The following is a 23,737-nucleotide window of genomic DNA, read 5'->3' as shown; positions in this document are numbered from 1 at the left end:
GGTTCGCCCATGCCACAAGCGCCGTCGGGCACACAATGGACGATCGGCTTCGCCGACCAGACCGCCACAGTCGTGGAGGTCGGCGGAGGCCTGCGGACCTATCGGGCCGGTGACCGCGACATCCTCGACGGGTACGCCGAGGACGAGATCTGCCCCGCCGGCGCGGGCCAGATCCTGACGCCCTGGCCCAACCGCCTGCGCGACGGGCAGTACGCCTTCGGCGGCAACACCTATCAGCTGCCGCTCTCCGAACCGGTGACGCACAGCGCGATCCACGGCCTCGCCCGGTGGGTGCCGTGGCGGCTGCTCGACCAGGGCCCGTCACACCTGACGCTCGGCCTGGAACTCGCCGCGCGTCCGGCGTACCCGTGGAGTTTGAGCCTGACCACCCGCTATGAGCTGGCCGGCGACGGTCTGACGGTGACGCACGGCGCGACCGACACCGCCGCGGAGCCGGCTCCGTTCGGCCTGGGCGTCCACCCCTATCTGAGGCCGGCCGGCAGCGTCGACGACACCTGGCTGACCGGGCCCGCGCGGTCCCGGCTGCTGGTGGACGGCCGCAGCCTGCCGATCGGCGCGGCCAAGGTGGCGGGCTCGGAGTGGGACTACACGACGGCGAAGCGAATCGGCGCGAGTCGGCTCGACACCGCGTTCGGCGACGTCATCCGCGGGGACAACGGGCGGCACGCGGTCGTGCTCGGCGGCCCGGACGGCCCGGTGACCAGCATCTGGGCGGACGCCTCCTTCGGCTGGTGGCAGGTGTACTCCGCGGACAGCGTGGCTCCGCCGCGTCGTCGCCGATCGATCGCCGTCGAGCCGATGACCTGCCCGCCGGACGCGCTGCGCTCCGGGCGTGACCTCATCGTGCTCAAGCCTGGTGAGCTTTGGTCGGCCTCGTGGGGCATTACGCCGCACTGACCGCCGCCCCGTTGGGCCTGTCGTCTTGTCGCGCGCCGGTCTTGTCGATCACCTGCTCGTGGGAACGATCAGGGCCGTGCGGACACGACACGCCGGTCGATCACGCCCGAAAGTTCATGATCGCGCGGAGAGGGCGGGCGCGGAGAGGGCGGGCGCGGAGAGGGCGGGCGCGGAGAGCGACGCTCCTGGAAAGGCGCGCAGGTCAGCGGGCGGTGAAGCGCCCGCGATGCACGACCTCGTCGAGCCCCCGCCGTCCCCGCCGGAGCGAAGGCGACCGCCGATCGGCGGCCCGATACCCGACGGTGATCGCGCCGATCGGCGTATAGGCGTCAGGCACGTCGAAGGCGTCGCGGAAGGCGGAAACACGCGCGGGCGGGATGCCGAAGAAGCACGCGCCGAGCCCGTTGTCGACCGCGCTGAGCAGCATCATCAGCGCCGCCATCCCCGCGTCGACATGCCAGTACGGGACCGGCCACCGGGACTCGTCACGGTCGGTCCAGCCCTTGTCCGGCTCGGCGTACCGGTCCAGGTAGGCGTCTTTGCAGGACAGCGGCACGATGATCACGGGTGCTGTGCGCATACCGCGGAGCCAGGAGTCGGGTGGGCCGGCGTCCGGTGCGATCGTCGCGGTCCAGAACGAGGTCACTGTGGCCGGAGTGTCCAGCACCAGGAAGGCCCAGCCTTGGGAGAAGCCCGCGCTCGGCGCGTGGGTCGCGTGTCGCAGCAGCTCATCGACGATCTCCGGGGGGACCGGCCGGTCGGGGTCGTAGCTGCGCACCATCCGCCGCCGGGCGACGACATCGCGGAATTCCATGCCCTCTACCCTGCCACTATGGGCAAGACGTATCAGGGTGGCGAGCTGCTCGCCGAGGTAGTGCGGTCGGGCTTCGTCGAAGGGCTGCACCGTGGTTCGGTGGTCGTCCTCGACGCCGAGGGCACGCGGGTCGCGGCCGCGGGCGACGTCGAGGGCCCGATCTTCCCGCGCTCGGCGAACAAACCCCTGCAGGCCGTGGGCATGCTCCGCGCGGGGCTGCGGCTCACCGACCCGGCTGATCTCGCCCTCACCGCCGCGAGTCACTTCGGCCAGGACTTTCACATTTCACGAGTACGCGCACTGCTGCGGTCGGCCGGCGTAGACGAGTCGGCGCTGCGCTGCCCGCCGGATCTTCCCCTGGACGAGAAGGCGAAGGCCGATGTGCTGCGCGCGGGCGGCCATGCCGAGCGCGTGTACATGAACTGTTCCGGCAAGCACACGGGCATGTTGCTCACCTGCCTCGCGGCCGGCTGGGCGACCGAGGGCTACCTCGATCCCGAGCACCCGTTGCAGGAGCGGCTGCGGGACGCGGTCGAGTCGTTCGCGGGCGAGTCGGTGGCGGCGACCGGAGTCGACGGCTGCGGCGCCCCGGTCCTCGCCGTCTCGCTGACCGGACTGGCGCGGGCGTTCCTGGCGCTGGTCCAGGCTCCGGCCGGGTCGGCGGAGCGGTCGGTCGCCGACGCCATGCGGGCGTACCCGGAATTGGTGAGCGGCACGGGGCAGGACGACGACCGCCTCATGACCGGCGTACCGGGGTTGTTGTCGAAGGGCGGCGCGGAGGGTGTCCACGCGTTGGCCGTCCCCGGAGTGGGCGCAGTCGCGGTGAAGATCGACGACGGTGGTATGCGGGCGCGGATGCCGATCGTGGTGAGCGCGTTGCGCCGCCTCGGCGTCGAAGCGCCCGTACTCTCGGAGTTGACGGAGTTTCCGCTGCTCGGCGGGGGAGAGCGAGTCGGGGCGGTCCGGGCGACCTGGTGACCCTGCTAACTCTTGTTAGCAATATGCTTGCAAGAGTTAACACCTCGGCCTACCTTGGGTGAGTGCATACGCCCGACATCGGCTCCTTCATCAAGGACCTGCGCGAGAACGCCAAGATCTCGCTCCGGCAGCTCGCCGAGCAGGCCGGTGTCAGCAACGCGTACATCAGCCAGATCGAGCGTGGGCTGCGGAAGCCGAGCGCGGAGGTGCTCGCCTCCATCGCGGGCGCGCTACGGGTCTCGACTCCGGCGATGTACCTGCGCGCGGGACTGCTCGGCAAGGAGGACACGCATGGCGTCATCGCCGCCATCGCGGCCGACCCTGAGCTGACTCTGGCGCAGAAGCAGTCCCTGACCCAGATCTACGAGACATTTCGCCGGGAGAACGCGCGGGACACCGACCGCGACGACGCCGGCGCCGCCGAAAGCGCCGTTGAGGAGGACTACCAGTGAGCACCACGACCGACAAGAACGATCAGAAGCACTCGAGCGCCGTGTACGCCGCCGCCGGAATCGGCGACCTGGCCGTCGAGCAGCTGAAGAAGATCCCGGCGCTCGCCGAGCAGCTGCGTACGAAGGCCGGCCAGTTGCGTGAGCAGGGTCCGTCGCTGCGGGCTCAGGCCACGGAGAAGGCCGCCGAGCTGACCGGCAAGGTCGACGTCGAGCGCATCCGCACCGTGCTCGTGACCAACGCGCAGAAGGCCGCCGAGAAGGCGACCGCCCTCTACGGCGACCTCGTCGCCCGGGGTGAGCGGGTGGTCGACACCGACGCGCCGGCCACCGTGGTCGAATCCGAGATCGTCGAACCGGCCGCGCAGGCCGTCGCCGACCCGGAGGCGCCCGTCACGCCGAAGCCCACCGCCAAGCCGGCCGCCGCCCGGAAGCCGAAGGCCGCGCCGGAGAAGTAAGGAACACGCGACTGCCGGGGTCGTCCTCGTGATGTGCGAGGACGACCCCGGTTGCATACTCTTGGCGGCATGGGACTGGTTACGTCGTCGTACTTCGCCAACACCATCGTGGGCTGGTTGAACCTGATCATCAACGTCGCGGCGATCATCCTGGAGGCCTGGGCGTTGATCCACTGCGCGATGCAGCGGCCGGACGCCTTCACGGCCCTCGGCACGCCCATCCCCAAGGGCGGCTGGCTGGTCATCCTCATCCTGTCCCTGATCATCACGCTGTTCTTCGGCGTACTTGGATCGCTGTTCATGCTGGGCCTGATCGGGCTCGGCTTCACCGGCTACTACCTCCTCCAGCTGCGCTCGGGCTTCCGAGAACTCATGGAGGGTCGCTGGTGAACCAGTTCCGCTGGCCGCCGCCGCCGGACGGCACACCCCGGCGGGTGCGGCCGCGGTACGGGGCGCCCCGATCGGCCCGCCCGGCCCCGCTCGCGGCCCCGACCGAGCTGGTCGCCACGCCGCACGGTGTGATGCTGGAACGGCTCGTCACCGGCATCGGCGATCCCGTGACCGTCTTCGCGCACGGGCTCGCTCAAGGCATACCCGAGACCAGGGTCTATGGCAGCGGTGTCGCCGGGCGGCGAGTGTTCTTCCAGTTCCGGGGGCACGGCCGGTCTGCCGCCCCACCCGGCGACTGGACCTATGCCGACCTCACCCGTGATCTGCGAGCGGTCGCCGACTTGTCCGGCGCTACCCGGGCGCTCGGCGTGAGCCTGGGCGCGGGTGCGCTGACTCGGCTGCTCATCGACTCGCCCGACCGCTTCGAGCGACTGGTCTTCGTCCTGCCGGCCGTCCTGACCCATCGGGCCTCGACGGCGAGCCAGGACCGGATCACCACCCTGCTGGAGGCGCTCAACAGCGGCGACATCGGCCAGCTCGCCAACCAACTGGTGGCGGAGGTGCCGAAGACGTTCCGCAACGCCGCTCCCGGGTGGGCGTATGTGCGGCAGCGGCTGGACGCGCTGTTGCGCGACGGGCTGGCCCCCGGTGTCGCCGCGTTCGCCGAGCAGGCCGCGATCACCGATGTCGCCCCGTTGGCGAAGGTCAAGGCTCCGGCGCTGGTGATCGGCTGCCTCGGCGACGAACTGCATCCGGTCGGAGTGGCCGAGGAGCTCGCCGATGCGCTGCCCAACGCGCAGGTGCAGATCTATCAGCGCCCGGCGCTGCTCTGGACCGAACGCGCAGAACTTCGCGAGCGCATCTCCTCGTTCCTCAACGACTGACTTCGTTCCGACTCCGGGCACAGCTCGGGAGTAGGCTCGCCCGCATGGGTGTCACACGCCATGGGCGTACCGACCGCTTGGACTTGCCGGACCCCACCCTGCGCGAGTGGGAGTGCACCGTGGTCGCCGCGGACCCCGAGACCGGCATCGTGCTGGATCGGTCGGCGTTCTACCCGGGCGGCGGCGGCCAGCCGCCGGACCACGGCGTGCTGTTGTGGCAGGGCGTGGAGACCCGCATCGCCGGGACGCGCAAAGGCGACGACCTGTACTTGATCCCGGTCGAAGGCGACCCGATCCCGCCGGTCGGCGCCCAGGTCGTGGGCGCGGTCGCGGACGAGCGGCGTTCTCTGCTCATGCGTACGCACTCCGGCCTGCACATCCTCTGCGGGGTGGTGTTCCGGGACTTCGGCGCGTTGGTGACCGGCGGCAACATGGAACCCGGCGAGGCGCGGATGGACTTCAACCTCCCCGAGGTGCCCGGCGACTTCAAGGCCCGGCTGGAAGAGCTGGTCAACGCCGAGATCGTGGCCGACCGCAAGGTCGTGACCAAGGTGCTTGCCCGGGACGAGGCGCTCGCGCTGCCCGACATCATCCGCACCCAGTCGAACCTGATCCCGGCGGAGGAGGCCGAGATCCGGATCGTCGACATCGTCGGACTCGACGTGCAGGCCGACGGCGGCACTCACGTCGCCTCGACGTCGGCGGTCGGCAAGGTGCAGGTCGTCAAAGTGGAGAGCAAGGGCAAGGCGAACCGTCGGGTTCGCGTACGCCTCGTCTAGTGAGCTTCGGATAAGCTGCGCGACCATGGTGGCGCAGTTGTTCGAGGGCGTACGCATCTTCGGCCGCGGCCTGAAGATCTACGGACGCAATCCGGGGCTGGTGGTGCTCGGCATCATCCCGGCCCTGATCACGCTGGTGCTCTTCGCATTCCTCTTCGGACTGCTGCTGTACTTCGTGGACGATCTGAGCGCGACCGTCACGTGGTTCGCCGACGACTGGTCGGCCGGCTGGCGTACGGCGACCCGGATCGCAGCCGGAGTGGGGCTGGTCGGTGTCGCGCTGCTGCTCTGGGTCGTCTCGTTCACCGCGGTCACCTTGCTCATCGGCGATCCGTTCTACGAGAAGATCTCCGAGCAGGTCGAGGCGTCGCTGGGCGGGGTGCCGGACGAGGTGGACCGGACCTGGTGGCAGGAGTTGAGCCGGGGGCTGAAGGACTCGCTTCGGCTGATGCTCGTCTCGGTGCTCTTCGGCATACCGCTGTTTGTCGCGGGGTTCATCCCGATCGTCGGCCAGACCGTCATCCCGGTGATCGGCGCGCTGGTCGGCGGCTGGTTCCTCGCGATCGAGCTGGTCAGCGTGGCTTTCAGCCGACGCGGCTTCACCTTCCGCGACCGCGTCGCCAAGCTCCGCGAGCATCGGTGGATCGCGGTCGGCTTCGGCGCCTGCGTCTTCCTTTGCTTCCTGATCCCGCTGGGCTCGGTGTTCATCATGCCGGCGGCCGTGGCGGGCGGGACGATCCTCGCCCGCCACGTCCTCGCGGAGTGAGCCGACCGATCAGGCTGATCAGCCTTGATCAGCCTTGATCAGCCTGTTCAGCCGGCGACGAAGGCGATCTGCTTCGTCCCGGTCGCCGGAATGCCGACCGGTGTGGCGGACGCGAAACTCGTGCCGCCGTGCCACACCGGGCCGGTTCCATTCGCGTAGCACTGGATCTTGACGTTCTGCGGGCCGAACACCCGGATCGTCACCGACGCGGGCAGGCCCTCGCTGTCCCGTACGCCCATCGGGTCGCCGGTGACCGCGTTGCGTACGACATAACGCCCGTCGATCGTGGCAGACGTGATCGTGACCAGCGCGCCCTGCTTCAGGGTGTAGTCGTAGGTCGTCGTCTTCCCCGCCTTGACCGGCACGAGGTACGCCTGCCGCCGGTTGCCGCTGCCGCCGCTCCACTGGAAGGCGTGGTCCTTGGCGACGAACAGCAGTGGCCAGTTGTACGGGCCGAGCCAGTCCACCCGGTAGGTGCCGTCCGGCGCGATCGTGGAGTAGCGGGTGTCGGTGCCGGTTCCGAGGTCGGGCCCCACGATGCCGACCGAGCCGTTCTGCAACGGTTGTCCGGTCTCGCTGGTGGCCTTGCCGACGATGACGCCGGTTCGGTCGAGCTTGATCTTCGGGCCGGCAACGGTCTGACCTGCTGCGACGGTGAGGGACTTCGCCAGTGTCTGCGAGCCCGTCCCGCCGGTGGCACCGACCCACTGCGCGCCGTACGCACTGCCCGTCGGCGGCAGGACGAACAGGTTGTAGGTACCCGGCTGCTGGAGGGTGAGCGTGACCTTGCCCTGGTCGTCGGTCCGCTCGCAGCCGTCGGGGAAGAAGAACGAGGTGGGCTGGAAGGCGGCGACGCAGATGCCCGCCACCGGAGCACCGGTCGCCCGGTCCAGCACCCGCGTCGTGATCTTTCCGACCGGCCGCAGTTTGATCGCCACGGTGGTCTGCTCGCCCGCGACGACGGTGACCTGCGTCAACCGGTCGGCGAAGGCGTACCCGTCGGCTCCGGCGGACAGCCAATAGGTGCCGATCGCGAGGTTGTCGACCACGGCCACGCCGTTCGTGGCGTTGCCCCAGAAGTCGTTGAGCTGCAACCAGAAGTCCTGGATTGCGGCTCCCGTGAGGCTGTCGGTCGCGGTCACCCGGACGCTTCCCGTCGGCAGACGCCGATCATCCACAGTGGTCGTCTGCCCGGCGGTGACCGTCACGACGTCCGCAGTCTGCTCAGTCGTCTTGCCGTACGCCCACTGCACCAGGTTCGTCTGGTAGTCCTGGAACAGCACGCGGTAGCCGCCGGCGAACACCTGGTCGACCTGATAGTGACCGTCGGCGTCGGTGGTGGTCTGGAGATAGTCGCCGCCCTGCGGGAGGTCGGCGATGACGGAGACGGAGACGCCGGCCAAGGGACTGCCGTCAGCAGCGATGAACCGGCCTGCGACCGCTCCGGTCGGCAGCAGTTGTTCGTCGAGTGTGGTCTGAGCGTCCGCCGTCACGGCGATCGGGTCGGCAGCCGACTGCGACCGCTTCTGGTGCGCCCATTGGGTGGCCCCGCTGGCCAGCCGGAACGAGACCGCGTAGCTGTCGACGGGCAGGTCCGAGAACCGGTAGTCGCCGTTGCCGTCGGTCGTGGCCGAGGTGGAGTATCCGCTGGTCGGGTCGGCGTCGACGGCCACGTTCGCGGCCGGCGTGCCGTCGGCGTAGGTGACATGCCCGGCGATCGACCCGGTGGAGATCTTGACCTCGTTCACCGTGGTCGTCTGACCCACGACGACGGTAAACGTCTGCGCCTGATCCGGCGTACGCGCGCCGTGTGCGTACTGGGTCAGGCCGTTGATCGAGAAGCCCACCGTGTACGCGCCGGGGAAGGCGGCGAAGCTGAAGCTGCCGTCCGCCCCGGTCGGCCCGCCCGCGTTCGGAAGGCCGTAGCTGGAGGCGTCGACCCAGGCCCCGGCGACGCCGTTCCCGGCGCTGTCGGTGAATCGGCCCGAGATCGTCCCGGTCGGCAGGAGCGAGTCGTCGACAGTGGTGGTCTGCCCGGTGGTGACCGAGATCCGGTCGGCGGCCGACCAGTCGGTCTTGCTGAAGGCGTACTGGTAGGGGCGGTTCGGCGGCGAGACCTGGACGAGGTACGCCGACCCCTCCGGGACGTCGGTGACGGCGTAGTGGCCGGCGTCATCGGTGACGGTTGAGCTCGAAAAGCTGAAGCCGTCGTCGGCGAAGACGTAGATGCTCGCCCCGCCGACCGGATTTCCTTGGTCGGTGATGGTGCCGGCGATGGAGCCAGTGCCGGCGGCGGCTTGGGCCGCTGGACTGAACGCGAAGGTGGCGGCGAGTACGCCGGCCGCCGCCCAGCCGATTCCGCGCCGGAGTGGTCGAATGCTCATCTGCCCTCTTATGGGGTGAAGGGACGGGAGCGGGGCAGCTCGACAGGTGCTGAGGTTCCCCGTGAATGCGAAGGTATCTATAGACGGCAAGGGGTCCCGCCGACTTTCGGCGGGACCCGAAACACTCAGCTCGGCACGTCAGACGGCGACCGGCATACGCCCATGCTGCAAGGCGTCCGCCTCGGCGGCCGGTACGCCGGTGGCGACCAGCAGGTGCAGGACGGCGGCATCGGCGCTGGCCGCCACTCCGGCCGCACCCAGGCTCAGCCGATCTTCGCGGATCATCGCCACCCATTGGGCAGCCGAGATCAGCAGCGGCCGGGCGGTACGCGGGCAGGCCTGGCGCTCCAGTTGCTCCCGGAGTACGCCGATCCCGTCGGCCAGCGCGTCCAGCGCCTGCGGCAACGCGACCGGCACCGGCTCACCCGCCCGCAAGATCCCCCACCAGGCGTGCTGCGCGAGACTGCGGATGTGGCGTACGGCGTACCCGATCTCGGTCGCCATTTGCGCGTGGGTAGCCAGATCCTGACCGGTCGACAGCCGCAGGACCAGCGCTGATCGGCGTACCTGTAGAAGTGCTTCTTCGAGTCGGCGAAGCCAGACGTCGGTCTCGACCAGCGCGTAGACCGCGCCACCGGCCGCCGCTGGATCCTGGCTGCGCAGCGCGGCGCTGATCGTGCGGAGGTTGATCGCGAGGCTCGTGAGCAGGGGCTCGATTGCGTGGTTGACGAGGGCGACCGGGGAGCGTGGCGTGGTGAACCAGGCGACCGCGAGGGCCGTGAGCGCGCCGAGCCCGGCGTCGATCAGCACGTGCGGAGTGCTCCAGCTGGGTCCGACGACCGCAGTGAGCAGTGCTCCCACCGCCACGCCGAAGAGCATCTCCACGACGCGGCGGTGATGCCGGGCGCAGATCAACTCCATGGTGGCGACGGCGAAGAGCGGGGCGAAGATCGGGAACCCCTGGTGGCCGAGAAGGAATGCCAGCGCAGTCGCGCCGATCGCCGCGGACAGAATTTGGACGGCGATCGGCCGTACTACCGGCCAGCTGTCCCGCATCAGGGCCCACCAGGAGCGCCGCGATCCCGACGTCGGCAGAGCCGAGGCGAAAGCGCGGGTGGTGGACATCCGTCAAGTCTCCGGATGCGGCCCTTATTGTCCAAGTATTGGGGGAAAGATGTGGTTAATGCCGCAGCTGCGGCTGCTGCTCACAGGCGATTCTCAGCCCAATCGGGGATGATGTGGCATAGGCCGCCAGTTGACACCTGGCAAGGGAGGCGACCACCGCGGTCGTCACCCGGCTGTATCGAACAGGAGTGATCGTGCACAGCCACAACGGGCTCAAGACGGCCGCGCTGCTCGGCCTGCTGACCGCGATGATCCTCGCGGTCGGGTACTGGCTGGGCGGCAGCACGGGTCTCATCATCGCCGTCGTCCTCTCCTTGGTCATGAACGGCGTCAGCTACTTCTTCTCCGACAAGATCGCGCTGCGGTCGATGGGTGCGCAGCCGGTCACCGAGCAGGAGTTCCCGGCGCTCTACCAGATGGTCCGGGAGCTCTCGCAGCAGGCGGGCAAGCCGATGCCCCGGCTGTACGTCAGCCCCACCTCGCAGCCCAACGCCTTCGCCACCGGCCGCAACCCGGAGAATGCCGCGGTGTGCGTGACCGAGGGCATCACCCGCATCCTCGACTACCGCGAGCTGCGTGGCGTCATCGGCCACGAGCTCTCGCACGTCTACAACCGAGACATCCTGATCTCCAGCGTGGCGGGCGCCCTCGCGGGCATCATCACCATGCTGGCCAACCTCGCCTGGTTCATCCCGATGGGCGGCGACGACGAAGACGGCCCCAACCCGGCGGTCTTCCTCATGATGCTGATCCTCGGCCCGCTGGCCGCCTCGGTGATCCAGCTCGCCGTCAGCCGGAGCCGCGAGTTCCAGGCCGATCAGTCCGGTGCGTCGCTCACCAACGACCCGCTCGCGCTGGCCTCGGCGTTGCGCAAGATCCACATGGGTACGCAGCAGCTGCCGCTCCCGGCGGACAACCGGCTGACCAGCACCGCCCACCTCATGATCGACAATCCGTTCAAGGGTGGCGGCATCGCCAGCCTCTTCTCGACGCACCCGCCGATGGAAGAGCGCGTCCGCCGGCTCGAACTGATGGCGGCCAACTCCGGCCCGATCCAGTACGCCCGCTGACTCTGAACGAGGGGGTGCCCAGGCCACCTGGCCTGGGCACCCCCTTTCCATGCTTTCCGCCTTTCCGCGCGATCATGAACTATCGGCCATGATCACCCGGCGTGTCGTATCCGCAGGTCCCTGATCGTTCCCCGCACCATCTGATCGATCTCGGTACGCTCTGGGACGTGTTTCGTCTGCTGGGGCCGTTGGCGCTGGCGGCGGGCGACGACGAGGTCGCTCCGGCGACCCGCAAGCAGCGGCAGATGCTCGCCGTCCTGCTCCTCGAAGCGAATAGGCCGGTCAGTCTCGAACGGCTCACCGAAGAACTGTGGGGCGACACTCCGCCCCGGTCCGCGGTCGCCAACCTGCGCTCCTACGCGCTCGCGCTTCGGGCCGACCTCCAGCGCGCCGGCCTGCCCGCGGAACGCCTCGCGACCGTCCGCAACGGCTACCTCCTCCGCGTCGAACCCGGCGAGCGCGATCTCGACCAGATGGAGACCCTCGCGGCCGACGCCACCGCCGCCTTCCGCCGCCGCGACTTCACCACCGCCGACCAGCTCTTCAGCGCCGCGCTCGGGCAATGGCGCGGCCCCACCCTCGACGAGATCGACGCCGGCCCGGTCCTGGCTGCGCGCGTACAGGCGATCGAGGAACGCCGCCTCGACGTCTTCGAAGACCTCGTCGAAACCCGGCTCCGGCTCGGCGACGGCAAGTCCATGCTCCGCACGCTCCGCGAACACCTGGCCGCGCATCCGCTCCGGGAACGAGCGCACAGTCAGCTCATGAGACTGTTGTACGCACAAGGCGACTCAGCGGCAGCGCTTCAGGCGTACCAGCAAGCTCGCGACATCCTCGACGCGGAGCTGGGGCTGGACCCAGGACCTGATCTGACCCGGCTCCAGCAGGCGATCTTGCGCCGCGAGCCGATCGTGGACGAGCGCCCGGCGGCCGTGACCGTCCCGCGGCAGCTCCCGCCCGACGTGCCTGGGCTTGTCGGCCGGGACGAGGCGCTGGCCTGGCTGCGTTCATCGAAGGCCGCGGTGCGTGCCGTCCACGGACAGGGCGGAGTCGGTAAATCCGCGCTGGTCATCCGGTTCGCGCACGAGCTAGCGGACGAGTTTCCGGACGGTCAGCTCTACGTCGACCTTCAAGGGTCGAATCCGCGCCTGACGCCGCTCGCGCCGGCCGAAGTACTGGGGCGATTCATCCGCGCCCTGTCGCCGGGCTTCACCGATGTGCCGGCCGAGGCAGCCGAAGCCGCCGGATTGTTCCGCTCGTTGGTCGCCGGGCGGCGCATCCTGATCATCCTCGACAACGCCATCGACGCAGCCCAGGTCAGACCGCTCTTACTCGGTACGCCGACGTGCCTCGTACTCGTGACGAGCCGTCGCACGCTGACCTCATTGGACAACACCGATCATCTGATGTTGGGCGTCCTTGATCCGCTGGCCGCACTGTCTTTGCTTGGTATGACCGGGCTTGCCGAAGACGCCGTGCGGGTGGTCGAGATCTGTGGGGGACTGCCGCTGGCTCTTCGAATCGTGGCGGCGAAGCTGAGCGCTCACCAGGAGTGGTCGATGGCCGACGTCCTTGTCCGGCTTGAGGATGAGCGGCGTCGGCTTGATGAGCTTCAATCGGGAGACCTTGCCGTCCGGACGAGTATCGAGGCGAGTTACCGCTCACTTGACGCAGCTACCGCCCGGGCGTTTCGAACGGCGGGATACATCCGGGTTCCCCTACTGACCGCCGCGGCGTTGGCGGCGACGATGGGCGTTCCTGTCTCGACGGCGACCGCGTATGCGGATGTGCTGGTCAGAGCGCGGTTGATCGAGCCGGCGGGCCAAGGATTTCAGCTCCACGATCTCGTCCGGTTGTTCGCGGCTGAGCGAGCTGCCGCAGAAGATCCCCCAGCCGCGCTTGGGAGTGGCATTCATCGGCTTTGCACATATCTCCTCGGTACCGCGCGCCGAGCGGTCGCGATGCACTACGGCCACGTCAATCCGCTGATGTCAATCTTCTCCGGCAGCGAGGGAAGCGATCTCGTCGAGTTCGACAGCCGCGAGGATGCGGCCGCTTGGCTGGACCACGAATGGCAGAACGTCATGGCGATGGCCCAGCAGGCGCGCGAATTCGAGATCTTGAAGCCCTATTCGACCCAAGTGATCAGAGCTGCGATGCACTACATGCTCCGGCGCTTCAGATTCGGAGATCTGCGCTCGCTGGCAGAGGTCGGATTGGATCTCGCCGGGCCAGATGATCACGTGCTGCAGGGACCGGCACTGGCTGCGTTGGCCACCCTCGCTCGGCGATCCGGTGACACCGAGACTGCTCGTGAGCTGTACGCACGATCGATCGACGCTTGGGAACGTAGCGGAGACGCAAGCGGACTGTCGTCCGCGCTGAATGGCCTCGCTCTCACGGATTTCTCAAGCGGTCGCCTGGACGACGCTATGCGGAGGTATTCAGCGAGCCTCGAGGTCATGCGGAACTCAGGTGACAGTCGGATGGCAGTGTTCGTGCTCGCGAACATCGGTGAGGTATTGGCGGAACAAGGACGCCATCACGAGGCGATCAGAACCCTCCGCGACGCCCTTCGCCTGGCTCAGCCCAATCCGGCGGTTGGTCTTCGAACGGTCGTCTTCGAAGGGCTCGCCCGCAATCTCGTGCAGATTGGAGACGCGCGTTCTGCTCTACGACTCTATGGGCGAGTTATCGATGAGGCGGCGCCCGTGGACATCCAGGCCAGAGGAGACGCCCTCTTGGGCCGGAGCAGAACGTACCTCGGGTTGGGCCGGGCGGATCTCGCCGCCATAGACGCTGGACAGGTTGTGGCAGAAGCCGCCGCGGCCGGCGACACATATCGGCACGCGGCTGGACTTCGCCTGCTTGCCCAGTCAGACCGGGGAAATGCCTCCAGCCGCGATCGACTCCACAAGGCCGAGCTGCTGTTCCAGCGTCTCGATCGGCCGTTCGACCGGGCCATGGAGAAGTTCTTGGTGGGAGGCGATTCGACCTTGCCACGACCTCACAGGTAGTTCGCGGCCCCCCGTCTGGTCGCCTCCTGTCCGAGAACGTAGAGGCAGCACATACAAGGCCCATACAACGGGAGCCGTGATCTCGCGGACCTCAGATGGATCGAAGCCGGACTCCAGGGACCGCGCAAGCCGGACACGAAAGAACCCCTGACCGCGTTTCCGCAGGTCAGGGGCTCTTTGTGCTGCTTGTGGCGGGTGAAGGGTTCGAACCTTCGTAGCTTTCGCGACGGATTTACAGTCCGCTCCCATTGACCACTCGGGCAACCCGCCAAAGCTGTCGCCGCACCCTCCGCCGGAGCGACGGGCGCGTTGACTTGAGAAAGGATAGCGGTACCGGAGGGCGGATGTGCAACCGGGTTGCCCGGCTCACTTCACAACCCGGTGGCGCGGCCCGATAGGCTGATGAACCGCACATATCTCCAGTCCATGAAGATGGGCCGCCTCGCGGGCGGCCACTCCACGAGGAGCAGGGAAGATGGCTGCCAACCCGTCGTTCGACATCGTCAGCAAGGTCGACCGCCAGGAGGTCGACAACGCGCTGAACCAGACGGAGAAGGAATTGGGTACGCGATTCGACTTCCGGGGCACCGGAGCGAGCATCTCCTGGGCCGGCGAAGAGGCGGTGACGATCTCGGCGGAGACCGAGGACCGGGCGAAGGCCGCGCTGGAGGTCTTCAAGGAGAAGCTGATCAAGCGGAACATCTCGCTGAAGTCGCTGGACGCCGGTGAGCCGAAGTCCTCAGGCAAGGGCTTCAAGATCGATTGCAAGATCATTCAGGGAATCGATCAGGACAAAGCCAAGGCGATCAGCAAGAAGATTCGTGACGAAGGTCCCAAGGGCGTCCAGACGCAGATTCAAGGGGATCAACTCCGCGTGACCGGCAAGAAGAAGGATGAGCTGCAGGAAGTCATCGCTCTCTTGAAGGCCGGGGACTTCGGAGTCGCCCTTCAGTTCACGAACTACCGTTGACTTCCTGAATTTGCCCGCTTACTGTGAGCAATACTCAGAGTCGGACACATCCGATTCGTGGTTAACAGTCCGACCCAGAAGGGGTCATCCGACTGTCGACATTCCCCGCTGTAAGGGACGAAGCTTCGCAAGTTGGCGGCGCAGCTCCGCGTTGGGGCTTTCCTTGCTACGCGCTAGTGTGGCAATATCCGTTGAGCCCCCATGCCCTTCGTGGACCGAATGTTTGTTGAGTCAGGAGCCTCGAGATGACGAAGAACCTTCGCCGCATCCTGATGCTCGGTGCCGTCGTGCTTGCATTGGGTGGTCCGCTGGCTGGCGCTGCCAGCGCCGGAGAGTATGACTGGGATCAAGTCCCGGCGGACTCGACGGCGAGCGCTCCTGTGAGCGGCGCTGCCGGCCCGACCTTCTCCGTCCTTGCCGAGTACGACTGGGATTAGCTTGACGCTGGCTAGTCGTGGCTGAGGCGGGAGAGGGTATGTGGCGGACTCGCTGATCGCTCGGAGGTCCCCCGACCTTGCATGGCTGGTGACAGGGCCTCTTGGCCTGCTAGCCGCGAGCTTGGCGGCGGTCGTTGCTGCTCGGGCTGACGAACCGGCAGGTAAGTGGCTTCTCGGTCTCGGGTTCCTGGTTCTGTTCGTCTGGGCGGACACAGTCCGGATGCGCTTCGAGATCCGCCGGCAGTCGTTCGGTGTCACGCTGGTCGAGATTCCGCTCATCCTCGGTTTGTTCTTCCTGCCTCCGATCACTCTGATCTTGGTTCGGGTCCTAGCGACGTCGCTGAACCAAGCACGGCGTCGGATGGCACCGGTCAAGGCGTCGTTCAATATCGCGACCGCCGCTGCGTGCACCGTCTTCGCCGAACTGGTCCTGGGATTGTTCGGCCAATACGGACACCTCGACGCAACTAAACCGATGACCTGGCTGGGCCTGTACGCCGCCGGTCTTATCGGCCACTTCGTATCGTTTGGCGCGGTCACGGCTGTCATCACTCTTGTGCAAGGACGAATCACGCCGCGTGTGATGGGAACTACCGTTGTGACGGGAGTGACGGTTGCGCTCGTCAATATGACGGTCGCGATAGTTTTCCTGATCCTGCTGGCGCAGAGTGTCTGGGCAATGCTCCTGTTCGTCTTGCTAGTCGCCTGCTTTACCGCCGCGTACCGGTCCTATGCAGGGTTCCTCAGGCAACACAACTCCCTAGCTTCGATCTATGAGCTCACGCGGGCGATCGCGGACAACCGGCATGACGGGACGTTGATCGACGTCCTCTTGGGACGCGTCCGCGCCCTTTTGTCGGCGGAGTCCGCGTCCCTATGGCTTCCGGAGCAGGGCAGACATCCCGAGGTCTTGCTGAGTGCGAAAGTCGACTCGTTGGGCCTCCTGGATGTCGCCGAGACGCCTGACGAACTGCGGCAGCATGTTTTGGATACCCGAGAGACCCTCGCCGTCGGCCCATCCTTCGGCGATAGCGAATTGTCTGATCTGCTGATTTCGCGCGGCGGCAAGGACGCCATCGTTGTGCCGCTTCGAACGGGCTCCGCCGTGATTGGGACGCTTGAGGTCGCGCAGCGCCTTGGCGACTCGGCCAAATTCATGCCCGCGGATGTGAAGCTGCTCGAAGCCGTAGCGGCGCATGCCGCGGTAGCGGTGGAGAACTCACGTCTCGTCGACCGACTGCGCTACGACGCGTACCACGATGCCTTGACAGGACTCCCGAATCGCCGCCGCGTGACGACGGCGCTGGAGGAGTCGGTGAAGGTTCGCGCGCCGGGCGAGGTGGTCGCGGTCCTGTTCTTCGACGTCGACTCGTTGCGCGACGTGAACGATTCGCTGGGGTACGCCGCCGGCGACCGGCTGATCGCGGAAGTCGCGGCGCGGTTGCGGGGTGCGGCCGCACCGGGTGCGTTGGTGGGTCGCGTCGGCGGGGACGAGTTCGTCGTGACGCTGCGGATTGCGAGCGCCGAGGCGGCTACTGCGCTGGCGACGAGCTTGCGGAAGCAGTTGCAGCAGCCACTGAGCTTCGGGACGTTGACGCTCGACGTGGACACCGCCGTCGGGATCGTGGTTCATCCCGATCACGGGACGGATCCGGCGACCTTGTTGCAACGGGCCGAGTTGGCCACTCATGCCGCTAAGTCGAGTGCGAACGGCGTACAGCTGTTCAGTCTCGGCATGGAGTCGCGGTCGGTGCGGCGGCTGGGGCTGGCCGGGGATCTACGGCGAGCCTTGGACAACAACGAGCTAGAGGTCTACTTCCAGCCGAAGGTCGACCTGCGCGACCGGCATCTGGTCGGGGTCGAGTGTCTGGCCCGCTGGGAGCACCCGACGCATGGCTCCGTCGCGCCGGAGGACTTCGTGGCGGTCGCTGAGCATACGGGGCAACTCAGCCGGCTGACGGAGGCTGTGCTGCGCGAAGGACTGCGGCGCGCCCGGGAATGGATCGACGCCGGCCGTCCGCTTGGAGTCGCGGTCAACCTGTCTGCGCGTACGCTGCTCGACACGGAGTTCCCGAACCGGGTGGACGAGATCCTCCGCGAGTACGCGGTGTCGCCCGACCGGCTGACGCTGGAGATCACCGAGGACGGCTTCGTCGGCGAGGAGGATCGGCCGTTGCCGACCCTGCGACGGCTCTACGAACTCGGCGTACGCCTCTCGGTCGACGACTTCGGGACGGGTTATTCGTCGCTGTCCTACCTGCGTCGGCTGCCGGTGCACGAGGTCAAGATCGACCGTTCGTTCGTGCAGGGGATGGCGACCGACGCCGGCGATCTCGCGATCGTGCGGGCCGTCGTGGACATCTCCCGGCACTTCGGGTTGGCCGTGGTGGCCGAGGGCGTCGAGAGCGAGCTCACGCTCGATCTGCTGGCCGAGATCGGCTGCGACATCGGGCAGGGATTCCTCTTCAGCCGGCCGCTGCCCTACGAGCGGCTGGAGGCCTGGCTGGGTGCGCGTACCGACGGTGAGCCGACGCCGGGCGGAGAGGTCCGGCGACTGCGCGCCGTGGGCTGACGGTTGCCGTGCTGCCGCTCCATGATCATGGGAGCGGAATCGGCGTGATAGCGCCAAGAAAGTTCCCATGATCATGGGGGCTTAGCCAGCGAGGCGCGGAGCGTAACCCGGCCGCGAAACGCGGGGAGGGCGACGGCCTAACCCGATTTCGCGGAACGGGAGCCGCCGTGTACTCTTACCAAGGCGCGCGACGCGGCAAGCGTGGCGCACGCCCCCTTAGCTCAGTCGGCAGAGCGTCTCCATGGTAAGGAGAAGGTCTACGGTTCGATTCCGTAAGGGGGCTCGACCGGGTGTCCCAGGACAGCCCGCGCCCAGCGGTGTAGCTCAGTTGGTAGAGCAAGCGGCTCATAATCGCTGTGTCGCCGGTTCAAGTCCGGCCACCGCTACTTGAGCGTCGTCACATTTGTGACTCGCTCTTTTGCGTTTCAGCGGGAATCTCTCCTACGCTGGGACCTCGTAATGCACAGCTCATTCAGGAAGGCACTGCTGTGGCTAAGGCGACTGACGTACGTCCAAAGATCACCATGGCGTGCGTGGACTGCAAAGAGCGTAACTACATCACCAAGAAGAACCGTCGTAACGACCCGGACCGCATTGAGCTGAAGAAGTTCTGCCCGCGTTGCGGCAAGCACACCGCGCACCGCGAGACCCGCTGATCCGGCGGTTCGCCAGCAGCTTCGAAAGGCCGGTCGTCCCTGCGGGGACGCCGGCCTTTCTGCTGTGTGAACGCGAAATCACGTCCAGTGGCCTACCTGAGTTGGCAACGGGGACGCCTACCCGTACACTGGTCCGCCGTGGGGTGAGTGACCCCGGCCAGTGGTGGCTGCCACCGGTCAGGGAGTGCTTTCCGCACAGGGGTGTGGCGCAATTGGTAGCGCAGCGGTCTCCAAAACCGCAGGTTGCAGGTTCGAGTCCTGTCGCCCCTGCGGCTTGATGCTTTCCGGAGCGGGGCCTGGCCTCCGGCCAACGCAGGCGCGATTCGGCGGGCGTTCGGCTAGCGTGTGACTGAGTGTGGAAACAAGCACTCCCACCCCCGCGACACGGAAGTAGGGCGAAGTGGCCGAGAGCAATCGACGTGGCGAGGGCGCCGCGGCCGAGCACGTCGAAGACGTGTTCGACGACGCTGTCGACGACGACGCCGAGCTGACCGAGGAAAGCCCATCCGACAGCAAGTCGACCAAGGCGGCGTCGAAGAAGGACGCCAAGGATGCCAAGGCGGCGAAGCGCTCGGAGGGCCGGGGCCTGTTCGGCCTGCGCCGGATCTGGCTGTTCTTCCGTGAGGTCATCGGCGAACTGCGTAAGGTCATCTGGCCGACGCGCAAGGATCTGCTGACCTACACCGCTGTCGTGGTGGTATTCGTTGCGATCATGATGACGCTCGTCGGCCTCCTCGATCTCGGTTACGCCAAGGGTGTGCTCTACATCTTCGGTAACCCTAAGTGACAGATGTGACGGAAGTGAGCGAGCGTGGCTGAGTACGACGAGACCGCCGTGACGACCGAAGAGGTCGTCGACCAGGCCGAGGAGACCGCCGACGAGGCGGACGAGGCGGTAGTGGTCGAGCCGGCGGACGACGACGACGCTCCCTTCGACCCGGTCGCCGAGCTGCGGCAGAAGCTCCGCTTCGCCCCCGGCGACTGGTATGTGGTGCACTCGTACGCCGGTTACGAGAACAAGGTCAAGACGAACCTCGAGACCCGGATCACCAGCCTCGACATGGAAGACTTCATCTTCCAGGTCGAGGTCCCGACCCGCGAAGAGGCCGAGATCAAGAACGGCAAGCGGCAGGTCGTCACCAACAAGGTGTTCCCCGGGTACATCCTCGTCCGGATGGACCTGACGCCGGAGTCCTACTCCTGCGTACGCAACACGCCCGGAGTGACGGGCTTCGTCGGTGCGACCGACCGGGCCGACCGTCCCGCGCCGCTGAGCCTCGACGAGGTCCTCAAGTGGCTCGCCCCGGCGGCGGTGGCCGAGCCGGGCAAGAAGGCCAAGGTCGAGGTCAAGGTGCTCGACTTCGAGGTGGGCGACTCGGTCACGGTGACCGACGGCGCCTTCGCCTCGCTGCAGGCGACCATCAACGAGATCAACGCCGACCAGCAGAAGCTGAAGGTCCTGGTCTCCATCTTCGGTCGCGAGACGCCAGTCGAGCTCAACTTCAACCAGGTCTCCAAGATTTAGAGATACGGCCCATTTCCCCGCTGGCGGCGTTGCTCGCCACCTCGTGTGCCGGAGCACACGTCGACTGACTGCACTTCCGGCGGCTCGGGCAAGCCCTCCCCGGCAGTGCGCCTTGCCAGCGAGAAAATGGATCCGCATCTCAGTGCCAGGGCCAGGTTCGAAGATCGAATTTATCGGCGTTATCATGGAACGTCCGGCCTGTGAACAGGTGCGCTGACCGTGCGCGCTGAGCAGGTCGGTCCGGTGAAAACCACCCCGGGCGGGATGCGGCCGCACCCTGCCCATACAGCCCAGGAAGAGACATGCCTCCGAAGAAGAAGAAGATCGTCAAGACGTTCACGCTTCAGCTGAAGGCTGCGTCGGCGACTCCGGCTCCGCCGGTCGGTCCCGCGCTCGGTCAGCACGGTGTGAACATCATGGAGTTCGTCAAGGCGTACAACGCCGCGACCGACTCGATGCGCGGTGACGTCGTTCCGGCGCAGATCACCGTTTACGAGGACCGGTCCTTCACCTTCGTGCTGAAGACCCCGCCCGCCGCCCAGCTGCTGATCAAGGCGGCCGGCGTGCCCAAGGGCTCGGGCGTTCCGCACAAGGAGAAGGTCGGCAAGGTCACCAGCGCCCAGGTGCGGGAGATCGCCGAGAAGAAGATGTCCGACCTCAACGCCAATGACGTCGAGCAGGCCATGAAGATCATCGCCGGCACCGCCCGGTCGATGGGCATCACCGTCAGCGAGTGACTTTGAGGCGCCGCAGCTGGTGGCGCCGTGGGAGAGCCGCCCCACGCGGCTCGTTGCAGACCACAGGAGATTGAGCAGAGATGCAGCACAGCAAGGCTTACAAGCAGGCGGCCGAGAAGGTCGACCGCAGCAAGCTCTACGCCCCCGCCGACGCCATCAAGCTGGCGCAGCAGACGAGCCCCACCAAGTTCGACGCCACGGTCGAGGTCGCGATGCGCCTCGGTGTCGACCCGCGTAAGGCGGACCAGATGGTCCGGGGCACCGTCAACCTGCCGCACGGCACCGGCAAGACCGCGCGCGTGATCGTTTTCGCCGCCGGTGAGAAGGCCGCCGAGGCCGAGGCTGCCGGAGCCGACGTCGTCGGTACCGACGAGCTGGTCGCGCGGATTCAGGAGGGGTGGCTGGAGTTCGACGCGGCGATCGCCACGCCGGACCAGATGGCCAAGATCGGTCGGATCGCGCGGATCCTGGGCCCGCGCGGTCTCATGCCGAACCCGAAGACCGGCACCGTCACCATGGACGTCACCAAGGCCGTCAACGAGATCAAGGGTGGAAAGATCACCTTCCGGGTGGACAAGCACTCCAACCTCCACCTGATCATCGGCAAGGCGTCCTTCTCGGCGGAGCAGCTGATCGACAACTATGCCGCCGTCGTCGACGAGGTGCAGCGGGCCAAGCCGTCGGCCGCCAAGGGCAAGTACGTCAAGAAGATCACCGTCACGACCACGATGGGCCCGGGCGTTCCGGTCGACCCGAGCGTGACGCGGAACTTCCACGAGGGCGCGGAGGGCTGACGCCCACTCACCGTCCGACGTAGACAGAGGCTTGAGCTCCCCCGTGGCGCTCAAGCCTCTGTCGCTTTTTCTACAGGGAACCCCTGACACTTTCGAGGATCGCCGCGTCGTCCGCGCCCAGCCGCCGGGCCGCGGTCACGAAGCTCAGGGCCAGAGCGGAAAGCCGCCCGGCGGGGTCCAGCTGTTCGCCCGTCCGGCGGCTGGCGACCACGGTTCCGCCTGATCCTCTGGTACGCACAAGGCCGGCGATCTCCATTTCCTGGTACGCCCGCGCGACCGTCCCGGTGGCGACGCCGAGGTCGGCCGCGAGCTGCCGGATCGACGGCAGCCGGTGCCCGGCCGGGAGTGTCCCGATCGCGATGAGCTCGGCGATCTGCGCCCGGATCTGTTCGTAGGGCGGGACGGGGCCGGGGCGTAGTTCAACGGTGGCCATCAGTGCGTAGCGGGTTCGGCGGCCGAGTCCTGCGCCGGATTCGCGAGCAGCCGACCGGCGCAGTACGCCAAGGCGGCGAGCGCGGCGACGGCGACTGCGACGAAGACTCCGCCAAGCAGGATCTGCCCCAGGTCGGCGAGCAGATGCCCGGCGAAGGTGTGGCGCGGAACAGCCACCCAGGCGGCGGCCAGGAAGACGATCGAAACGGGCGCGGCGTAGATGGCACCGGCGGTGGCGGCTATCGCAGTGGTGGTCCGGCGTCGCCATAACTCCCCGCCTTGTCCGGCCTCGACGACTCGTCGGAGCAGGATCGGCGTCGCGACGGCGGTCACGATCAGGACGAAGAGGCTGGGCAGCGATCCCCAGAATCCGGCGTACGGCCACATTTCCAGCATCGACCGCGTGCTCATGGCGTTGGTCCATTCGCCATCCGACGATGGGAGGCTGTGCCACGCGATGTTGTACGCCCACGACGAGGTGAGCCCGCGCAGGGCGCGCAGCAACGGAGCCAGCAGGATCACCGTCACGAACGCGGCGATCATCAGTACGCGATTGGCCCGCTGAAGGCGTACGGGGACGTAGTCGTCGAGTTCCCGGGCGGTCAACTGCGCGCGGCTCTGCCCCGGCGACGCGGTACGCCGTGGCCGTCCCTGAGCCAGCAGCACACCCGCGCCGAGGACCATCGCGAAGGCGGGCAGGGCGAGGGCGTACCAGTCGAGGAGCAGCAGGGTGACGAGCAGCCAGCCGGCCAGGCCGAGGCTGAGCAAGCGCAGGCGCATCGATTCTCCCAGGTGTCACGTGGCTTGTGTCAGACGAGTGATACAAGGAAAGAACACCGATCCTCTTGTGTCAAGAGCTTGATACAAGCCAGGTCACAGGTGAGCCGATTTGGCATCGGCGGGCCGCTCCGCGTAACCTTGCTGGAGTTTCACCCAGAGACCGCTGGTCATCGCGCCCGCAAAGGGCGTGGTCGAAGGTCCCGCGACAGGCGGGCGACCCGCGCAGGATGACGGATTTGCTCCCGGCGCTCAGCGCCGAAGAAGCCCCGTGCGCCTGCGCCGGGGCGTTTTGCTTTTCCCGGTTCCTCCCGGCCCGAATATCGGGCGCGACCTGACCAGCTCGAAGCAGGAGAGAGGAGGGACATGGCGGACAAGCCGATCCGGGCCGACAAGGCAGGTGCGGTCGCGGAGCTCACCGAGAACTTCCGCAACTCGCCGGCCACCGTGCTCACCGAGTACCGCGGACTCACCGTGGCGCAGCTGACCGAGCTGCGGCGCTCGCTGGGCCGGACGACCAGCTACACGGTCGCGAAGAACACGCTCGCGAAGCGGGCCGCGACCGAGGCGGGCATCGATGGCCTCGATGCGCTGTTCACCGGTCCTACCGCGCTCGCCTTCGTCTCCGGCGACCCCGTCGAGGCGGCGAAGAGCCTTCGTGATTTCGCGAAGGCCAACCCGCTCCTCGTCATCAAGGGTGGCGTTTTCGAGGGCAAGGCGATCACGGCGGCCGAGGTCACCAAGATCGCTGACCTGGAGTCCCGTGAGGTGCTGCTGGCCAAGCTGGCCGGTGCCATGAAGGCGA

General features: G+C 67.3%; 23 protein-coding genes, 4 tRNA genes and 1 pseudogene. 22 read left to right on the top strand and 6 right to left on the bottom strand.

Features of this window, described 5'->3' with window-relative positions; all coding sequences use genetic code 11:
• Window positions 1-9: 9 nt before the first annotated feature.
• Window positions 10-918, top strand: a complete 909-nt coding sequence (locus tag HOV77_RS14050; protein WP_290862207.1) for an aldose 1-epimerase family protein — start codon at window positions 10-12, stop codon at window positions 916-918.
• Window positions 919-1,120: 202 nt separating this feature from the next.
• On the opposite strand, the gene HOV77_RS14045 is transcribed toward HOV77_RS14050, so the two are convergent.
• On the bottom strand, window positions 1,121-1,732 hold the full coding sequence (locus HOV77_RS14045; protein WP_290862205.1) for a nitroreductase family protein: 612 nt from the start codon (window positions 1,730-1,732) through the stop codon (window positions 1,121-1,123).
• Between the two features lie 18 nt (window positions 1,733-1,750).
• On the opposite strand from HOV77_RS14045, the gene HOV77_RS14040 reads away from it, so the two are divergent.
• The 7 genes and pseudogenes from HOV77_RS14040 (at window position 1,751) to HOV77_RS14010 (ending at window position 6,436) form a co-directional block, all read left to right on the top strand.
• Complete coding sequence (locus tag HOV77_RS14040; RefSeq protein WP_290862203.1) at window positions 1,751-2,710, top strand: asparaginase; 960 nt, start codon at window positions 1,751-1,753, stop codon at window positions 2,708-2,710.
• 62 nt (window positions 2,711-2,772) lie between these two features.
• Window positions 2,773-3,102: pseudogene (locus HOV77_RS14035) on the top strand (helix-turn-helix transcriptional regulator); the annotation flags it as partial.
• Window positions 3,103-3,158: 56 nt separating this feature from the next.
• On the top strand, window positions 3,159-3,617 hold the full coding sequence (locus HOV77_RS14030; RefSeq protein WP_290862201.1) for a hypothetical protein: 459 nt from the start codon (window positions 3,159-3,161) through the stop codon (window positions 3,615-3,617).
• A gap of 69 nt (window positions 3,618-3,686) precedes the next feature.
• Entirely contained in the window at window positions 3,687-4,007 is a 321-nt protein-coding gene (locus HOV77_RS14025) for a DUF2516 family protein (protein ID WP_290862199.1), read from the top strand.
• The gene (locus HOV77_RS14020) at window positions 4,004-4,891 is read left to right on the top strand and encodes an alpha/beta fold hydrolase (RefSeq protein WP_290862197.1); all 888 of its coding nucleotides are present in this window, start codon (window positions 4,004-4,006) and stop codon (window positions 4,889-4,891) included. The genes HOV77_RS14025 and HOV77_RS14020 overlap by 4 nt, the downstream gene beginning before the upstream one ends.
• Before the next feature lie 44 nt (window positions 4,892-4,935).
• Window positions 4,936-5,670, top strand: a complete 735-nt coding sequence (locus tag HOV77_RS14015) for an alanyl-tRNA editing protein (protein ID WP_290862195.1) — start codon at window positions 4,936-4,938, stop codon at window positions 5,668-5,670.
• Between the two features lie 25 nt (window positions 5,671-5,695).
• Window positions 5,696-6,436: an EI24 domain-containing protein gene (locus tag HOV77_RS14010; protein ID WP_290862193.1), complete on the top strand. Its 741-nt coding sequence runs from the start codon at window positions 5,696-5,698 to the stop codon at window positions 6,434-6,436.
• A 47-nt stretch (window positions 6,437-6,483) separates the two neighbouring features.
• On the opposite strand, the gene HOV77_RS14005 is transcribed toward HOV77_RS14010, so the two are convergent.
• Both HOV77_RS14005 and HOV77_RS14000 read right to left on the bottom strand, forming a co-directional pair.
• A complete protein-coding gene (locus HOV77_RS14005; RefSeq protein ID WP_290862191.1) occupies window positions 6,484-8,820 on the bottom strand; it encodes a carboxypeptidase regulatory-like domain-containing protein in 2,337 nt (778 codons plus the stop codon).
• A 138-nt stretch (window positions 8,821-8,958) separates the two neighbouring features.
• Window positions 8,959-9,945 (bottom strand): hypothetical protein, encoded by a 987-nt coding sequence (locus HOV77_RS14000; RefSeq protein WP_290862190.1) that lies wholly within the window; start codon window positions 9,943-9,945, stop codon window positions 8,959-8,961.
• A gap of 194 nt (window positions 9,946-10,139) precedes the next feature.
• Between HOV77_RS14000 and htpX the strand changes: the two genes are divergently transcribed.
• Together htpX and HOV77_RS13985 are read left to right on the top strand one after the other, a co-directional pair.
• Window positions 10,140-11,015: a zinc metalloprotease HtpX gene (gene htpX, locus HOV77_RS13995; RefSeq protein ID WP_290862188.1), complete on the top strand. Its 876-nt coding sequence runs from the start codon at window positions 10,140-10,142 to the stop codon at window positions 11,013-11,015.
• Between the two features lie 245 nt (window positions 11,016-11,260).
• Window positions 11,261-14,032, top strand: a complete 2,772-nt coding sequence (locus tag HOV77_RS13985) for a BTAD domain-containing putative transcriptional regulator (protein ID WP_363260247.1) — start codon at window positions 11,261-11,263, stop codon at window positions 14,030-14,032.
• Window positions 14,033-14,221: 189 nt separating this feature from the next.
• On the opposite strand, the gene HOV77_RS13980 is transcribed toward HOV77_RS13985, so the two are convergent.
• A tRNA-Tyr gene (locus HOV77_RS13980) sits at window positions 14,222-14,302 on the bottom strand.
• 205 nt (window positions 14,303-14,507) lie between these two features.
• Here HOV77_RS13980 and HOV77_RS13975 point away from each other — a divergent pair.
• The 11 genes from HOV77_RS13975 to rplA all read left to right on the top strand — a co-directional run bounded on the left by HOV77_RS13975 (window position 14,508) and on the right by rplA (window position 21,723).
• The gene (locus HOV77_RS13975; RefSeq protein WP_290862182.1) at window positions 14,508-15,002 is read left to right on the top strand and encodes a YajQ family cyclic di-GMP-binding protein; all 495 of its coding nucleotides are present in this window, start codon (window positions 14,508-14,510) and stop codon (window positions 15,000-15,002) included.
• A 245-nt stretch (window positions 15,003-15,247) separates the two neighbouring features.
• Window positions 15,248-15,439 carry a hypothetical protein gene (locus HOV77_RS13970; protein ID WP_290862180.1) on the top strand — a complete coding sequence of 64 codons (192 nt, stop codon included), beginning with the start codon at window positions 15,248-15,250 and terminating at the stop codon, window positions 15,437-15,439.
• A 220-nt stretch (window positions 15,440-15,659) separates the two neighbouring features.
• Window positions 15,660-18,011 (top strand): GGDEF and EAL domain-containing protein, encoded by a 2,352-nt coding sequence (locus HOV77_RS13965; protein WP_363260211.1) that lies wholly within the window; start codon window positions 15,660-15,662, stop codon window positions 18,009-18,011.
• Between the two features lie 210 nt (window positions 18,012-18,221).
• Window positions 18,222-18,294, top strand: a tRNA-Thr gene (locus HOV77_RS13960).
• 30 nt (window positions 18,295-18,324) lie between these two features.
• Window positions 18,325-18,397, top strand: a tRNA-Met gene (locus tag HOV77_RS13955).
• Window positions 18,398-18,499: 102 nt separating this feature from the next.
• Window positions 18,500-18,667 (top strand): 50S ribosomal protein L33, encoded by a 168-nt coding sequence (rpmG, locus tag HOV77_RS13950; protein WP_018347744.1) that lies wholly within the window; start codon window positions 18,500-18,502, stop codon window positions 18,665-18,667.
• Between the two features lie 197 nt (window positions 18,668-18,864).
• Window positions 18,865-18,937: transfer RNA gene (locus HOV77_RS13945), tRNA-Trp, on the top strand.
• A gap of 130 nt (window positions 18,938-19,067) precedes the next feature.
• Window positions 19,068-19,454 carry a preprotein translocase subunit SecE gene (gene secE, locus HOV77_RS13940; RefSeq protein ID WP_290862169.1) on the top strand — a complete coding sequence of 129 codons (387 nt, stop codon included), beginning with the start codon at window positions 19,068-19,070 and terminating at the stop codon, window positions 19,452-19,454.
• Between the two features lie 24 nt (window positions 19,455-19,478).
• Window positions 19,479-20,192, top strand: a complete 714-nt coding sequence (gene nusG / locus HOV77_RS13935; protein ID WP_290862167.1) for a transcription termination/antitermination protein NusG — start codon at window positions 19,479-19,481, stop codon at window positions 20,190-20,192.
• 302 nt (window positions 20,193-20,494) lie between these two features.
• Window positions 20,495-20,929, top strand: a complete 435-nt coding sequence (gene rplK, locus HOV77_RS13930) for a 50S ribosomal protein L11 (protein ID WP_290862165.1) — start codon at window positions 20,495-20,497, stop codon at window positions 20,927-20,929.
• Between the two features lie 80 nt (window positions 20,930-21,009).
• Window positions 21,010-21,723, top strand: a complete 714-nt coding sequence (rplA, locus tag HOV77_RS13925) for a 50S ribosomal protein L1 (protein WP_290862163.1) — start codon at window positions 21,010-21,012, stop codon at window positions 21,721-21,723.
• A gap of 70 nt (window positions 21,724-21,793) precedes the next feature.
• Here rplA and HOV77_RS13920 read toward each other — a convergent pair whose 3' ends face one another.
• Together HOV77_RS13920 and HOV77_RS13915 are read right to left on the bottom strand one after the other, a co-directional pair.
• Entirely contained in the window at window positions 21,794-22,156 is a 363-nt protein-coding gene (locus HOV77_RS13920; RefSeq protein ID WP_290862161.1) for a GntR family transcriptional regulator, read from the bottom strand.
• Entirely contained in the window at window positions 22,156-22,935 is a 780-nt protein-coding gene (locus HOV77_RS13915) for a hypothetical protein (protein ID WP_290862159.1), read from the bottom strand. Before HOV77_RS13915 ends, HOV77_RS13920 begins: the two co-directional genes overlap by 1 nt.
• Before the next feature lie 363 nt (window positions 22,936-23,298).
• Between HOV77_RS13915 and rplJ the strand changes: the two genes are divergently transcribed.
• Window positions 23,299-23,737, top strand: a 439-nt coding sequence (gene rplJ, locus HOV77_RS13910; protein WP_290862157.1) for a 50S ribosomal protein L10, incomplete at its 3' end; no start/stop codon positions are given.

Source organism: Hamadaea sp., from assembly GCF_013362815.1.
Classification (GTDB): Bacteria; Actinomycetota; Actinomycetes; order Mycobacteriales; family Micromonosporaceae; genus Hamadaea.
Note: the sequence above shows the minus strand (reverse complement) of the source record. Positions and strands in the feature narration are given on the sequence as shown.

Bases quoted from the DNA above. Each gene is read 5' to 3' on its own strand.
- HOV77_RS13920 (WP_290862161.1), bottom strand. From the start codon at position 22,156: ATGGCCACCGTTGAACTACGCCCCGGCCCCGTCCCGCCCTACGAACAG.
- HOV77_RS13975 (WP_290862182.1), top strand. From the start codon at position 14,508: ATGGCTGCCAACCCGTCGTTCGACATCGTCAGCAAGGTCGACCGCCAG.
- HOV77_RS13915 (WP_290862159.1), bottom strand. From the start codon at position 22,935: ATGCGCCTGCGCTTGCTCAGCCTCGGCCTGGCCGGCTGGCTGCTCGTC.
- HOV77_RS14000 (WP_290862190.1), bottom strand. From the start codon at position 9,945: ATGTCCACCACCCGCGCTTTCGCCTCGGCTCTGCCGACGTCGGGATCG.
- HOV77_RS14010 (WP_290862193.1), top strand. From the start codon at position 5,696: ATGGTGGCGCAGTTGTTCGAGGGCGTACGCATCTTCGGCCGCGGCCTG.
- HOV77_RS14045 (WP_290862205.1), bottom strand. From the start codon at position 1,732: ATGGAATTCCGCGATGTCGTCGCCCGGCGGCGGATGGTGCGCAGCTAC.
- HOV77_RS13970 (WP_290862180.1), top strand. From the start codon at position 15,248: ATGACGAAGAACCTTCGCCGCATCCTGATGCTCGGTGCCGTCGTGCTT.
- HOV77_RS14040 (WP_290862203.1), top strand. From the start codon at position 1,751: ATGGGCAAGACGTATCAGGGTGGCGAGCTGCTCGCCGAGGTAGTGCGG.
- HOV77_RS13965 (WP_363260211.1), top strand. From the start codon at position 15,660: ATGCGCTTCGAGATCCGCCGGCAGTCGTTCGGTGTCACGCTGGTCGAG.
- HOV77_RS14015 (WP_290862195.1), top strand. From the start codon at position 4,936: ATGGGTGTCACACGCCATGGGCGTACCGACCGCTTGGACTTGCCGGAC.
- HOV77_RS14025 (WP_290862199.1), top strand. From the start codon at position 3,687: ATGGGACTGGTTACGTCGTCGTACTTCGCCAACACCATCGTGGGCTGG.
- rplA (WP_290862163.1), top strand. From the start codon at position 21,010: ATGCAGCACAGCAAGGCTTACAAGCAGGCGGCCGAGAAGGTCGACCGC.
- rplK (WP_290862165.1), top strand. From the start codon at position 20,495: ATGCCTCCGAAGAAGAAGAAGATCGTCAAGACGTTCACGCTTCAGCTG.
- HOV77_RS14005 (WP_290862191.1), bottom strand. From the start codon at position 8,820: ATGAGCATTCGACCACTCCGGCGCGGAATCGGCTGGGCGGCGGCCGGC.
- HOV77_RS14050 (WP_290862207.1), top strand. From the start codon at position 10: ATGCCACAAGCGCCGTCGGGCACACAATGGACGATCGGCTTCGCCGAC.
- HOV77_RS13985 (WP_363260247.1), top strand. From the start codon at position 11,261: ATGCTCGCCGTCCTGCTCCTCGAAGCGAATAGGCCGGTCAGTCTCGAA.